The following is a 13,519-nucleotide window of genomic DNA, read 5'->3' as shown; positions in this document are numbered from 1 at the left end:
TCAGGGACGCGCCGCCGCGATCTGCTCGCGCGTCCACGCGACCGAACGGGTCACCGCCGGCTCGGCGCCCTCGGCCTCGATGGCGGTGCCGATCAACTCGACGTCGACGATGCCGGCGTAGCCCGCCCCCAGCACGCTCGCCAGCAGACCGGCCATCGGCAGGTCGCCGTCCCCGGGCACCCACCGGTTCGGGAAGGTCGAGGTGCCGACCCGGAAGTCGGACACCTGCAGCAACTCGACCTGACCGATCCGGTCACGAATCAGCTCCGTCAGGCCCCGCTCCTGCCAGCAGCAGTAGAGATCGAGGCAGATGCCGATGCCGCAGAGGTCGGCCAGGGCGAGGGCGTCGCGCGCGGTGTGGGTGAAGCTGAGGTCGCACTTGACCGGCAGGGTGTTCTCCACAGCGAGGCGCACTCCGTGTTCGCGGGCGGTGGCCACGACCGGAGCGATCCGCTCGGCGAACCGGTCGGCCGCCTCCTCCCACGTCAGGTGCGCCGAGGGGCCCGAGGTGAGGTAGACGAGGCCGGCCCCGAGCCTGCGGGCGTCGACGACACCGTCCCGCAACGCCGCGACCTGCTGCGCCCAGCCCGATTCGTCGTCCGGGTGGGCGGTGAAGCTGTGCACGAGGTAGCCGAGCCGTACGTCCTGCCGGGCGAGCAGGTCGCCGAGAGCCGCCACGCCGAAGGCGGTGGCCTTGCTGCGCTGCAGGCCGACGAGGTCGGTACCGGTACGCCGGTACATCGCGATCTCCTCGGGCAGGTCCCAGGACATCGCGGCCATGCCGCTGACGCAGACCGGATTGGTCGTGACGGACATCGGGCTCCTGTCGGCTCGGCGGTCGTCCGTGGGGGACGTCGGGTCAGTCGAGGTATTCGATACGCGCCCGGCGTACCCCGAGGGGCGCCAGGTGCGGCCGCAGCCGGGCCGCGACGGCCTCGGCGATGCGCTCCGGGGTCCACGCCGTGTGCCGCAGCACGGGCTCGGCGAGCGCCGGGTGGGTCGTCAGCATGAGTTCGGGACCGTAGGAGCGCAGCACCTGGCCGGTCAGGTCGACGCTGAGGTCGGAGAGCAGGTAGAGCAGCAGCGGCACGTTGGCCTCGGGCGCTATCCCCGCGTTCTGCCCGCTCGGTACGCCGCGGAACTGTTCGAGCACCTCGGCCATCCGGGTCTGGGCGTTCGGGGATATCGCGTTGACGCGGATCCCGACCTCGGCGAGTTCGGCCGCCCAGGCGTAGGTGAGCGTGGCGATCGCGGCCTTCGTCGCCCCGTACACGGCCGTCTCGGCACGGCCCATCTGCTCGCCCGAGGTGACGTTGACCAGGACCCCGTGCCCCTGGGTACGCATGGCCGCGATGGCGGCGTCTCCCCAGGCGATGGCGCCGAGCACGTTGACCTCGAGCATCCGGCGCACAGTGGCCTCGGACTCGGCGCCGGCGCGAGCCATCGCGAAGACGCCCGCGTTGTTGACGAGGCCGTCGAGCCTGCCGTGCTCGGCGAGGCAGTCACGCACGAGGTCGTGCGCGCTCGTCCAGTCCGCGACGTCGGCGACCCTGATCGAGCCCTGGCCGTCCGCCGTCGCGAGTTGCCCGCCGAGCCGTTCGAGTCCGTCCGCGTCGACGTCGACGGCGATCACGTGGGCCCCGGCCGCGGCGATGCCCCGGGCGTATGCCGCCCCCAGCCCGTTCGCGGCGCCGGTGACGAGGACGACGCGACCGGCGAGCAGGCCGGTGGATCTGGTGGCGGGCGGACGGCCGGACGGGCCGGCGGGGACCGGGTCGGACATCGGGCAGCCCCTCTCGGCCGATCGGGATCCGCAGCGCGAACTACCGAGCGAGCGCTTGGTTGGTAGGACCGTAGGCGTTGCGAGGACCCCGGTCAAGGAGGGCTGCCTTTATCATGCTGAAGGCATCGAAGTGATATAAAGCAAGCGCTTGACCAACACATATGCTCGAGGAACCGGGAGCACTCATATGTCGACGACCCAGGACCGACGCTCGGTCATCCTCGACAACGCCGCACACCTCTTCGCAGCCAAAGGAATCGATGCCACGACCGTCCGCGAGATCGCCGACTCGGTCGGCATCCTCTCCGGCAGCCTGTACCACCACTTCAAGTCCAAGGACGAGATGGTCAACGCGATCATCTCGGACTACCTGACCGACCTGACCTACCGCTACGGCGAAGTCCTGGCGTCCGAGGAGAAGCCGGCGACCCAGTTGCGCAAGCTCGTCACGAGTTCGCTGGCCAACATCGAGGCCCACCCGCACGCGACCGAGATATACCAGAACTCGAGCAGCTACCTGCCCAAGATCGAGGGCTACGAGCACATACGCGAAGCGGCCGCCACGATCCAGCGGGCCTGGATCCAGGTGCTAGAGGCCGGTATCGCCACGGGCGACTTCCGCAACGACATCCCGGTACGGGTGCTGCACGGCATGTTGCGCGACGCGCTGTGGCTCTCGGTCCGCTGGTTCAAGCCGACCCCGTCGTATTCCATGGCGAACTTCGCCGACGACTTCGTCTCGGTGTTCCTCGACGGCATTCTCGCCCACGACTGAGCACCAGACAACCAAGCGCTTGCTAGGGTGGCTCCCTGAAGAGGAGGCGCGCCCATGACGGCAGCAGGTCACGCCCGGACAGGTCCGGCCCCGATCGACACCACCCGGCACGCCGGGCTACCCGCGGGCGTCGACGCCTGGCTCGGCCGCGCGGTGCCCGAGTTGCAGGGGAACCTCCGCCACGAGGTCATCGCCGGAGGGCGTTCCAACCTGACCTACCGGATCACCGACGCGGCCGGCCACGTCGTCGTGCTGCGCCGTCCACCGCTCGGAAACCACCCGGCCACCGCACACGACGTACTGCGCGAGGCGCGGATCCTGCGCGGGCTGCACGGCCACCTTCCGGTGCCGCGAGTGCTCGCGGTCGAGGAGACGGGCGAGGTGGCCGGCGCGCCTCTCGTCGTACTCGAGCACCTCGACGGCGTCATTCTGCGCAGCCCTGCCGACGTCGATCGGCTCACCACCGAGGCCGACCGCTCGCTCATCGGCCCCACGCTCGTCGACGCTCTCGTGGCCGTGCACCGACTCGCCCCGGAGGTCATCGGGCTGGGAGGTCTGGCCCGTCGCCGTGACTACCTCACCCGCCAGCTCGGGCGCTGGCACGAGAACTGGCGCCGGAGCAGGATCCGCGACCTGCCCGATCTGCAGACCGCGCACGAGCACCTCGCGGCCGCGGCGCCCGAACAGTCCCGCTCCGGGATCGTGCACGGCGACTTCCGCCTCGACAACTGCATGCTCGACGCTCGATGGCGGGTCCAGGGCGTGCTCGACTGGGAGCTGACCACCGTCGGAGACCCGCTGGCCGACGTCGGCCAGCTGCTCGTCTACTGGGCGCAGGCCGGCGACACGGCCCGCGCGCTGTACGACCCGGCCACGGTCCGGCCCGGCTTCTCGACCCGGGACGACCTGCTCTCCCGGTACTGCCTCGCCACCGGCACCGACCCGGAGCGGATCGACTACTTCGTCGCCTACAACTGGTGGAAGACCGCGTGCATCGTCGAGGGCGTGTACGCCAGGGTCGCGCAGGGCGCGATGAGCGGTGGTGACCGCACCGCGGCCTCGTTCGCCAAGCAGTCGGCAGCCCTCGCCGGCCGGGCGGCGGCCCTCGCCGCGGCGCTGCCCCGGCCCTGATCCGCGCCCGGCCGTACCCACTCGGAGTGGTGGCATGAGCCAGGTGTCGACGTCCCCGGTTCGACCGGGGACGTCGACACACCCGCCTAGGAGAGGCGCTCGATGACCATCGCCATGCCCTGGCCACCGGCCGTGCACATCGTCTCGAGGCCGAACTGGCCGTCCCGGGCCCGCAGCCCGTTGATGAGCGTCGTCGTCATCCGCGCTCCGGTCTGACCGAACGGGTGGCCCAGGGCGATCGCGCCACCGTGGACGTTCACCCGCTCCGGATTGGCCTTGAGGTCCGAGATGGACGGGACGACCTGAGCGGCGAACGCCTCGTTGAGCTCTACCAGATCGATGTCGGCCATCGAGAGCCCGGCCAGCGCGAGGGCCCGCCTCGACGCCTCGACCGGACCGAGACCCATGATCTCCGGCGAGATCGCCGAGACACCGGTGGACAGGATCCGGGCCAGCGGCGTGACGCCGAGTTCGGCGGCCTTGCGGCTGGACATGATGACGAGGGCGGCCGCGCCGTCGTTGAGCGGGCAGCAGTTGCCCGCGGTCACCGTACCGTCGGGCCGGAAGACCGGCTTGAGGCCGGACAGCGACTCGCCTGTCACCCCGGCGCGAGGACAGTCGTCGGTGGCCACGACGGTGCCGTCGGCGAGGGTCACCGGCGTGATGTCGGTGGTGAAGAAGCCCGACTCGATCGCGGCCTGGGCCCGCTGCTGGCTCGTGGCGGCCCACTCGTCCTGCTCGGCGCGGCTCACCCCACGGTGGCTCGCGACGTTCTCGGCGGTCTCGCCCATCGCGATGTAGACGTCGGGCAGTTCATTCGCGTCGCGTGGGTCGGTCCACGGGCCGGCGCCACCCCGTCCGCGGGTGGCGGTGCGCTCCCCCGCCGCGGCGAAGATCGGGTTCTTCGTGTCCGGCATGCCGTCGGCCTTGCCGGCGGCGAAGCGCGAGACGGCCTCGACCCCGGCGGAGACGAGCACGTCCGCCTCACCGGAGCGGATGGCGTGCAGCGCCATCCTGGTCGTCTGCAGGCTCGATGCGCAGTACCGCTGCACGGTCGTCCCGGGGACCCGGTCGAGCCCGAGTTCGACCGCGACGACGCGCGCGAGGCCCCAGCCCTGCTCGCCGGCCGGTTGCGCGCAGCCGAGCATGAGGTCGTCGATCTGGGCCGGATCCAGCGCCGGCACCTGGGCCAGGGCCGCCTGGACCATCTGGGTGGCCAGGTCGTCGGCCCGCATCGAGGCCAACGACCCCTTGAAGGCCCGGCCGATCGGCGAGCGCGCCGCGGCGACGATGACTGCGTCCTGCATTGGTGTCCTCCGGTTCTCGGGCTGGCGCCCGTGACGGCGGTGCCGTCGGTGTCAGGTCTGGTCGGGGCGTCGGGCCTGCCGGCGAGCAGGGCACCGGGGCCGGTGCGCCCGCACGAAGCGCATCGCCGGGCTCACCCGGTGAGCTTGAACTTCTGGATCTTTCCGCTCGCGGTTCGTGGCAGTGCCGGAACGATGGTGAAGCTGCGCGGGCGCTTGAAGTTGGCCAGCCGCTCCCGGCACCACGCCTCGAGCTCGCCGATGAGCGCCGACTCGTCCCCGTTCCAGGCGGGAACGGTCTGCACGAAGGCGCTGCCGACCTCGCCCATCCGCGCGTCGGCGACCCCGACGACTGCGACGTCGAAGACGGCGGGATGCTCGGACAGCACACGCTCGACCTCGGCGGGGTAGACGTTGAAGCCCCCGACCATGTAGACGTCCTTGATCCGGTCGGTGATGCGCAGGTAGCCGTCCTCGTCGACCCACCCGACGTCACCGGTGTGCAGCCAGCCGTCCTCGTCGATGGCCTGCGCTGTGGCGACCGGGTCCTCGAAGTAGCCCGACATCACGTTGTAGCCACGCACGAGGACCTCGCCCGACTCCCCGGCCGGCAGCGCCTGTCCGTAGAGACCGGCGATCCGCAACTCGGTGCCCGGGATCGCCCGCCCGCAGCTGGTCGAGATCCGCTCGAGGCCGGCGTCGGGCGGGCACACGGTCGCGGTGCCGCACGTCTCGGTCAGGCCGTAGGCGGTGATGACGTCACGGAAGCCGAGTTCCTCGCGCATCCGGCGCAGCAGCGGCACCGGCACGATCGTGGCGCCGGTGACGGCCAGGCGTACCGAGCTGAGGTCGTATCTGCCGAGGTCGGGGTGTTCGAGCAGGGAGGTGTAGACGGTGGGTGCGCCGGGGAAGACCGTGACCCGTTCCTGCTCGATGAGACGCAGCACGGTCTCGACGGCGAACACGGCGACCGGGATGATCGTGGCGCGCGTGACGAGGCAGGCCAGGATGCCGGCCCGGTAGCCGAAGCTGTGGAAGAACGGGTTGACCATGAGATAACGGTCGGCTCGCCGCAGTCCGACGAGGCGGGCCCACTCCCTGTCGACGCGAAGGTTCGAGGCGTGCGAGACCATCGCGCCCTTGGGGTAGCCGGTGGTGCCGGAGGTGAACAGGATGTCGGACACGTCCTCCGGGGCGAGGGCGGCGATCCGTTCGTCCACGACTGCGGGGTCGACCTGGTCGGCCAGCGCGGTGAAGCCCTCCAGGGACCACACGCCGTGATCGGTCTGCTCGCGGCCGGTGGCGGACAGGTCGACGACGGTACGCACCGAGGGCAGCAGTGGCACGGGGCGGCCGACCGCCGGTGACGGTCCGTCACCGCGCAGCGCGGCCAGGTAGTGGGTGTCCAGGAAGGCGTCGTCCAGGACGAGCATCGTGGCCCGGACCTTGGCGATGACGGCCCGTGCCTCCTCACCACGGAAGCGGGTGTTGACGGGGCACAGCACGCCCCCCGCGGCCAGCACGCCGAGGGCGCTGACGACCCAGTCGGCGCTGTTCGGGGCCCAGACGATGACGCGGTCCCCCGGCTCGAGACCGTGCGCGACCGCGGCCCGCGCGAACCGGTTGACGGCCGCGTCGAGCTCGGCGAAGGTCATCCGCACGTCCCCGTCGACAAGGGCCTCGAGCTCGGCGGCGTCCTGCGCGGCCTGCCGCAGCAGGGCGGGGATCGTGGTCAACACGTCACTCACGCACATCTCCTCACGCGGAGCCGGTCACTTGTTGGAAACGAAGCACAGACTACCAACCAAGCGCTTGCTAGACTAGCGGTGGCGACGCCGGCGGCCAGCGTCGGCGAGCCACGCCGACTCAACCGATCCGGCCTGCGGCACCGACCGGTGAGGCATTTGAAGGAAGGGAACCCGGTGGCAGAGGCATACATCGTGGACGCCGTCCGCACCCCCGTCACGCGACGCCGTGGCGCGCTCGCCGACATCCACTCGGCCGACCTGGGAGCCGCCGCGCTCACCAGCCTCATGAGTTCCTCGGGCATCGACCCCGGCGCCGTCGAGGACGTCGTGTTCGGTTGCGTCGACACCATCGGCCCACAGGCCGGTGACATCGCCCGCACCGCCTGGCTCGCCGCCGGCCTCCCGCAGCACGTACCCGGCGTCACCGTGGACCGGCAGTGCGGCTCGAGCCAGCAGGCGGTGCACTTCGCGGCCCAGGCCGTCATGGCCGGAGTCAACGACGTCGTCGTCGCCGGGGGCGTGCAGAACATGAGCGCCATCCCCATCTCGGCCGCGATGCTCACCGGTCAGCAGTACGGCTTCGACGACCCCTTCTCCGGGTCGATCGGCTGGCGCAAGCGCTACGGCGACGAGCAGATCTCGCAGTTCCGCTCGGCCGAGATGATCGCCGAGAAGTGGGGCGTCAGCCGGGAGGACATGGAGCGCTTCGCCCTGCGCAGCCACGAGCGGGCCCTGCGGGCCATCGCCGAGGGCCGCTTCAGCCGCGAGATCCGCGCCGTCGGCGACGTCGACACCGACACCTGTCCGCGCGCCGACACGAGCCTGGAGAAGATGGCCGCCCTCGACCCGCTGACCCCGGGCGGCCGGGTCACCGCCGCCGTGGCGAGCCAGATCTGCGACGGCGCGGCGGCCCTGCTCGTCATGAGCGAGCGGGCCGTGGCCGAGCACGGGGTGACCCCGCGCGCCCGGATCCACCACCTGTCGGTACGCGCCGACGACCCGGTGCTGATGCTCACCGCCCCGATCCCTGCCACCGCCCACGCGCTCGAACGCACCGGGCTGTCGATCGACGACATCGATCTGTTCGAGATCAACGAGGCGTTCGCCTCGGTCGTGCTCGCCTGGCTCCAGGAGACGAGGGCCGACCCGGAGCGGGTCAACGTCAACGGCGGCGCGATCGCCCTGGGCCACCCGCTCGGCGCCACCGGCGCCCGGCTGATGACCACCCTCCTGCACGAGCTCGAGCGCACCGGCGGCCGCTACGGCCTGCAGGTGATGTGTGAGGGCGGCGGCCAGGCCAACGTCACGATCATCGAGAGGCTCTGATGACCCACTCCCCCGCGACGCCCGGCGGCGTCGACCTGACCGGCCAGGTCGCCGTCGTCACCGGCGGCACCCGTGGCATCGGCGCCGAGATCACCCGCGCCTTCCTCAAGGCCGGGGCGCGGGTGCTCGTGTGCGGCCGCAGCGAGCCCGAGCAACTGCCCGGCATCGACGGGCGCACGCCCGTCTTCGTCCAGTCGGACGTACGCGATCCGGAGCAGGCCAAGGCCCTCGTCGCCGCGGCGGTGGACCGGTTCGGCCGGCTCGACATCCTGGTCAACAACGCCGGTGGCGCACCGAGCGCCGACACCGCGACGGTGTCCCCCCGCTTCGTCTCCGCGGTCGTCACGCTCAACCTGCTCGCCCCGTTCTACGTCGCGCAGCAGGCCAACGAGGTCATGCAGCGTCAGGGCAGCGGGACGATCATCAACATCGGCTCGGTCGCCGGAGCAAACCCGGCCCCGGACACCGCCGCGTACGCCGCGGCCAAGGCGGGCCTGACGATGCTGACCCGGTGCCTCGGGCTCGACTTCGCGCCCGCCGTACGGGTCAACCAGGTGACCGTGGGTCTCGTACAGACCGAGCTGTCGCATCTCTACTACGGCGACGAGGCGGGGCAGGACCGCGTGGCGCGGACCATCCCCATGCGTCGGATGGCCACCCCGGCCGACATCGCCGCGGCCTGCCTGTTGCTGGTCTCACCGTTGTCCACCTACGTCACCGGCACCGAGATCGTCGTCGACGGTGGTGGGGAGATCCCGTCGCGGCACCTGGCCGCCCAGCCGCCCGGCACAGGTCCGCTCGGCTGAGCGCCGCGGCGCACGTACGGCGGAGGGGCCGCACCGGTTCGGTGCGGCCCCTCCGCTCCTGCCTGCCGTGGAGTTCGGCGGCTCGCTCAGAGGCCGGCGAGCGCGGCCACCTCGGCGCGGACCGCCGCCGGAGAACCGGCCAGCAGCTGGGCCGACTTGCCGCGCTTGAAGAACAGGTGTGCGTGGTGCTCGAAGGTGAACCCGATGCCACCGTGCAACTGGATCGCCTCGGCGGCGACGGTCATCAGCGTGTCGGCGCACACGAGCTTGGCCAGCGCCGCGTCGTGCGAGCGGGTGGCGGCCCCGGTGCGGAGCGTCGTGACGAGGTGGTCGGCAGTGGCCTGCGCCCCGGCGACCGCGACGGCGAGGTCGGCGCAGCGGTGCTTGAGGGCCTGGAACGACCCGATCGGGCGGCCGAACTGCTCCCGGACCTTGAGGTAGTCGACGGTGAGGTCGAGGCAGACGCGGGCGGCGGCCGCCGATTCCAGCGCGAGCATGGCGCGTACGTGGTCCAGCAGCACCCGGGCACCGTCGCCACCGGGGGCGTCGACCCGGGTGGCGGCGGCCCCGCGCAGGTGCACGGTGCTCAGCCGCCGGGTCTGGTCGAGCGTCATGTGCGTCCGCACGTCCACCCCGTCGGCGGACCGGTCCACGGCGTAGACGCCGAGCTCACCGCCGCCGTTGCGGGCGGTGACGAGAAAGGCCCGGGCGGCTTCGGCCCCGGCGACGAGGGTCTTCGTCCCGGTCAGCGCCCACTCGTCCCCGGCGCCGGTGGCCCGGGTTGCGGTCTGCCCGAGATCCCAGCCCGCGCCGTCCTCGGCGAGCGCGACGGCCAGGGTCAGCTGCTCGTCCACGACGCGTGCCAGCAGGGGCTCGGCGCTCGGGCCGAGGGCGCGGGCGGCGAGGATCGCGGTGAGGCTCGTCGCGAGCGCGCCGGGCACGAGCCGGGCCCCGAGCTCCTCGATCACGGCGGTCGCGGCGGGCACGTCCAGGCCGAGCCCGCCGAGGTGCTCCGGTACGACGAGGCCGAGCAGGCCCAGCTCGGCCGTGAGCAGGTCGTGCAGCAGCGGGTCGTAGCCCTGTTCCCCGACCATGACCTCGTGGGTTCGGCGCAGGTCGGCCTGCCCGTCCAGCACCTCGGCGACGGAGGCACGGATCTCGGCGAGGTCCTCGGCTGTCTCCGCATGCGACGGCTCGGCCACGGCACGAGGGTCGGCGTGCGTTCCGGTCATCGTCCTCACCTCATCGGGGCAGGCCGAGCAGGCGCTCGGCGATGATGTTGCGCTGGATCTCGTTGGAGCCGCCGTAGATCGTGTTGGCGCGGCTGAAGAGGAAGTGGGTCTGGGCGTCGTCCAGCTCGTACCCGGGCCCGGTGAGCAGCGCCCCGGCCCCCTCGACGTCGACCGCGAGCTCGCCCAGCGAGCGGTTCCACGTGGCCCACTGGAGCTTGGAGATCGACGCCTCCAGACCGGACAGCCCTTCACCGGCGGACGCGAGCAGCCGCACCGCCGAGTGCCGCATCACCTCGAGCCCGATGTAGGCGTCGACGAGGCGGTCACGCAGCGCCGGCTCCTGCCAGGCGCCGTTGGAATGGGCCCGGGCGATGACGTCGTCGAGGCGCCGGCGGAAGCCGATCTGCTGGCCGAGGGTGGACACGCCGCGCTCGAAGCCCAGGGTGCCCATGGCGACCTTCCAGCCCTCGCCCTCGGCGCCGACGCGGTGCTCGACGGCGGCGACGGCCTCGTCGAAGAAGACCTCGTTGAATTCGCTCGTGCCGGTCAGCTGGGTGATCGGGCGAACCGTCACGCCGGGCTGGTCCATCGGCACCAGCAGGTAGGACAGGCCCGCGTGGCGGGTCGAGCCGGGGTCGGTGCGGCACAGCACGAAGCACCAGTCGGCCAGGTGCGCGAGCGAGGTCCACACCTTCTGCCCGGTGATGACGTAGTGGTCGCCCCGGCGCTCGGCGCGGGTGCGCACGCCGGCGAGGTCCGAGCCCGCGCCGGGCTCGGAGTAGCCCTGGCACCAGATGTCCTCGCCGCTGGTGATGCGGGGCAGGAAGCGGGCCTTCTGTTCCGGCGTGCCGAATGCGAGCAGGGTGGGTCCGAGCAGCTGCTCGGACATGTGCCCGAGCCGGCCGGGTGCGCCGGCGCGTGCGTACTCCTCGTGGAAGATGACCTGCTGGGCGAGGGTCGCGGGGCGGCCGCCGTACTCGGTGGGCCAGGAGAGACCGATCCAGCCGGCCCGGCCAAGGTGGCGCTCCCACTCGCGGCGCAGCTCGTGCGCCTCGTGCTCGCGTCCCTCGCCGCCGGTGCCGACCGCCTCGGCGAACGGCCCGGTGAGGGCCTCCCGCAGCCAGCCGCGGATCTCGGCCCGGAACTGCTCGTCGCTCATCGGCGCACCGGTGGCCGGCGCTGCGTCGGCACCCATGTCAGGCACCGTAGACGGGGGTCGGCGGCTCGGAGCGGGCGATGAGGTCGGCGACCACGTCGGTGAGCTCCTCCGGCTCCCACCGCCTGCCCTTGTTGGCAGCCAGCCCGTGGCGCCAGCCGTCGGCGAGCGAGACCTCACCGCCGGCGACCTCGAAGACGGCACCGCTGACGGCCTGCGCGGCGTCGGAGCCGAGCCAGACCACGAGCGGGGAGACGTTGGCCGGGTCCATCGCGTCGAAGCCCGTCGTGGGGGCGGCCATCGCCTCGGCGAAGACGGCCTCGGTCATCGGGGTACGGGCCGAGGGGGCGATCGCGTTGACGACGATGCCGTAGCGGGCCCACTCGGCGGCCGCGATCTGGGTCAGGGCGGCGATGCCGGCCTTGGCGGCGCCGTAGTTGCCCTGTCCGACGCTGCCCATGAGCCCCGCGCCGGAGGACGTGTTGACGACGCGCGCGGCGACCGGGCGGCCGGCCTTGGCCGCGTCCCGCCAGTAGGCGGCGGCGTGGCGCATCGGGACGAAGTGTCCCTTGAGGTCGACCCGCAGGACGAGGTCCCACTCCTGCTCGCTCATGTTGACAAGCATCCGGTCGCGGTTGATGCCGGCGTTGTTGACCAGGGTGTGCAGCCCGCCGAAGGTCTCGACCGTCTCGCGCACGAGGCGTTCGCCGTAGGCCCAGTCGCTGACGTCGCCGGTGCTGACGACCGCGCGACCGCCCAGTGCGCGGATCTCGTCGACGACGGTCTGGGCCGCCTCCCGGCTGCTCTCGATGTCGTTGACGACGACGTCGGCGCCCTGCCGGGCGAATTCGAGGGCGTGGACCCGGCCCAGTCCCTGTCCGGCACCGGTCACGATCACCGTTCGTCCTGCGCAGAAGCCGCTCACGGCACGCCCTTTCACTCGAGGTACGGGAAGAAAACCACACCCGACACTAGCGATGCAAGCAAGCGCTTGGTAGGGTCCCGGAAACGACAGAAGGATGGCGAAAGACGTGAAAATGTTCTCGGCCCTGCAATTCCGAGACTTCCGCTTCGTACTCCTGACCCTGGTGTTGTCCCAGGCCGGCTACTGGGGCTGCAACATCGCCTTCCAGTCGGTGCTGATCGAGAGCGACGCCACCCCGGCGACGATGGGGGCGCTCTTCTTCTGTCTGCTCGTGCCGTTCACGCTCTTCTCCATCCCGGCCGGGGTGCTGGCCGACGCCGTCGACCGGCGGCGGCTGCAGATCGGCGTGCTCCTGGCGACCACCGTCCTGGCCGGGGTCTGCGCGGCGACGATCGCGGCCAGGATCGTCGCCCTGCCCGTGATGCTCGGGCTCGCCTTCCTCGCCGGCACCGGAATCAGCTTCCTGTCCCCCGTGACCCAGGCACTCGTGGCAAACACCGTCCCGGCCGAGGCGCTCGGCCATGCCGTCCCGATCCAGGCGGCCGGGCTCAACCTCGCCCGCTCGATCGGCCCCGCGGTCGCCGGGCTGATCCTCGTGGCCTGGGGACCGCTGGGCACGTTCGTGATGTACGCGACGCTCACCCTCGCCGCGGCCGCCGCCGCGGTAGCGGTCCGCACCCGGCGCATCCCGCCGGCCGTCCGGGTGGCCCGCGAGAGCCTGGCCACCCAGGTACGCGCCGGGATCCGGCACGCCCGCGAGCGTCCTCCGGCCGCGCTCTGCCTCGTCATCGTCGCGGTGAACGCGTTCTTCGGGTGCGCCTTCACCACCCAGCTCCCCGTCCGGGCGGCCGCGACCACTGACAACCCGGACCCGGTCTTCCCCGTGCTCGTGGCGCTGACCGGGCTGGGCTCGCTCCTCGGGATCCTCGTCGTGGCCCGCCTCTCCGAGCGCATCGCCACCGTGTGGCACGCCGCTGTCACCCTCGTTCTGCTCGGCCTGAGCAACGCCCTGCTCGGCGCCGCCACGACGGTGCCCGTGCTCGCGGCGGCCGCGCTGCTGTGCGGCACGTTCAGCATCGGCGCCATGGTGACCCTGCAGACGGTGATCCAGAAGGTCGTCGACGACGCGCAGCGCGGCCGGGTGATGAGCCTCTACTTCCTCGGCTGGGGTGGCATGCCGTTCGGCGCACTCCTGCTCGGCGGGCTGAGCACGTGGCTCGGCTCCACGACTGCGTTCCTGCTGTACGCCGCCGCATGCCTGGCCACGGCCGCCACGGTGCTCCTGTGGTTGCGTCGCGGACGCGCCGACCCCATTCCCACTACGTGACCGACC

Annotated in this window: 12 protein-coding genes; 5 read left to right on the top strand and 7 right to left on the bottom strand. The window is 71.9% G+C overall.

Annotated features, from left to right (window positions below; all coding sequences use genetic code 11):
- The gene (locus AC2CHG_RS01405) at positions 1–816 is read right to left on the bottom strand and encodes a sugar phosphate isomerase/epimerase family protein (RefSeq protein WP_484524003.1); all 816 of its coding nucleotides are present in this window, start codon (positions 814–816) and stop codon (positions 1–3) included.
- 43 nt (positions 817–859) lie between these two features.
- Positions 860–1,783: an SDR family NAD(P)-dependent oxidoreductase gene (locus AC2CHG_RS01400; RefSeq protein ID WP_366624312.1), complete on the bottom strand. Its 924-nt coding sequence runs from the start codon at positions 1,781–1,783 to the stop codon at positions 860–862.
- A gap of 187 nt (positions 1,784–1,970) precedes the next feature.
- Between AC2CHG_RS01400 and AC2CHG_RS01395 the strand changes: the two genes are divergently transcribed.
- Both AC2CHG_RS01395 and AC2CHG_RS01390 read left to right on the top strand, forming a co-directional pair.
- Entirely contained in the window at positions 1,971–2,558 is a 588-nt protein-coding gene (locus AC2CHG_RS01395) for a TetR/AcrR family transcriptional regulator (RefSeq protein WP_262013831.1), read from the top strand.
- Between the two features lie 54 nt (positions 2,559–2,612).
- Positions 2,613–3,689, top strand: a complete 1,077-nt coding sequence (locus AC2CHG_RS01390; RefSeq protein WP_484524002.1) for a phosphotransferase family protein — start codon at positions 2,613–2,615, stop codon at positions 3,687–3,689.
- 86 nt (positions 3,690–3,775) lie between these two features.
- Here the strand turns inward: AC2CHG_RS01390 and AC2CHG_RS01385 are convergent, their stop codons facing one another.
- Positions 3,776–4,996 (bottom strand): acetyl-CoA C-acetyltransferase, encoded by a 1,221-nt coding sequence (locus tag AC2CHG_RS01385; RefSeq protein WP_484524001.1) that lies wholly within the window; start codon positions 4,994–4,996, stop codon positions 3,776–3,778.
- A gap of 131 nt (positions 4,997–5,127) precedes the next feature.
- On the bottom strand, positions 5,128–6,732 hold the full coding sequence (locus AC2CHG_RS01380; protein WP_484524013.1) for a FadD3 family acyl-CoA ligase: 1,605 nt from the start codon (positions 6,730–6,732) through the stop codon (positions 5,128–5,130).
- Positions 6,733–6,915: 183 nt separating this feature from the next.
- Here AC2CHG_RS01380 and AC2CHG_RS01375 point away from each other — a divergent pair, with 183 nt between their 5' ends.
- Together AC2CHG_RS01375 and AC2CHG_RS01370 are read left to right on the top strand one after the other, a co-directional pair.
- Complete coding sequence (locus AC2CHG_RS01375; RefSeq protein ID WP_402813099.1) at positions 6,916–8,067, top strand: acetyl-CoA C-acetyltransferase; 1,152 nt, start codon at positions 6,916–6,918, stop codon at positions 8,065–8,067.
- Positions 8,067–8,873 carry an SDR family oxidoreductase gene (locus tag AC2CHG_RS01370; protein WP_402813103.1) on the top strand — a complete coding sequence of 269 codons (807 nt, stop codon included), beginning with the start codon at positions 8,067–8,069 and terminating at the stop codon, positions 8,871–8,873. Before AC2CHG_RS01375 ends, AC2CHG_RS01370 begins: the two co-directional genes overlap by 1 nt.
- Before the next feature lie 86 nt (positions 8,874–8,959).
- Here the strand turns inward: AC2CHG_RS01370 and AC2CHG_RS01365 are convergent, their stop codons facing one another.
- The 3 genes from AC2CHG_RS01365 to AC2CHG_RS01355 are packed head-to-tail and all read right to left on the bottom strand — an operon-like array spanning position 8,960 to position 12,186.
- Complete coding sequence (locus AC2CHG_RS01365) at positions 8,960–10,105, bottom strand: acyl-CoA dehydrogenase family protein (protein ID WP_484524000.1); 1,146 nt, start codon at positions 10,103–10,105, stop codon at positions 8,960–8,962.
- A gap of 10 nt (positions 10,106–10,115) precedes the next feature.
- Complete coding sequence (locus AC2CHG_RS01360; protein WP_262013851.1) at positions 10,116–11,264, bottom strand: acyl-CoA dehydrogenase family protein; 1,149 nt, start codon at positions 11,262–11,264, stop codon at positions 10,116–10,118.
- A gap of 37 nt (positions 11,265–11,301) precedes the next feature.
- On the bottom strand, positions 11,302–12,186 hold the full coding sequence (locus tag AC2CHG_RS01355) for an SDR family oxidoreductase (protein WP_366624300.1): 885 nt from the start codon (positions 12,184–12,186) through the stop codon (positions 11,302–11,304).
- Between the two features lie 94 nt (positions 12,187–12,280).
- On the opposite strand from AC2CHG_RS01355, the gene AC2CHG_RS01350 reads away from it, so the two are divergent.
- Entirely contained in the window at positions 12,281–13,513 is a 1,233-nt protein-coding gene (locus AC2CHG_RS01350; RefSeq protein ID WP_484523999.1) for an MFS transporter, read from the top strand.
- Positions 13,514–13,519 lie beyond the last annotated feature (6 nt).

The organism is Micromonospora sp. ATLC20 (genome assembly GCF_057196585.1).
This window is presented reverse-complemented; position numbering and strand designations above follow the sequence as displayed.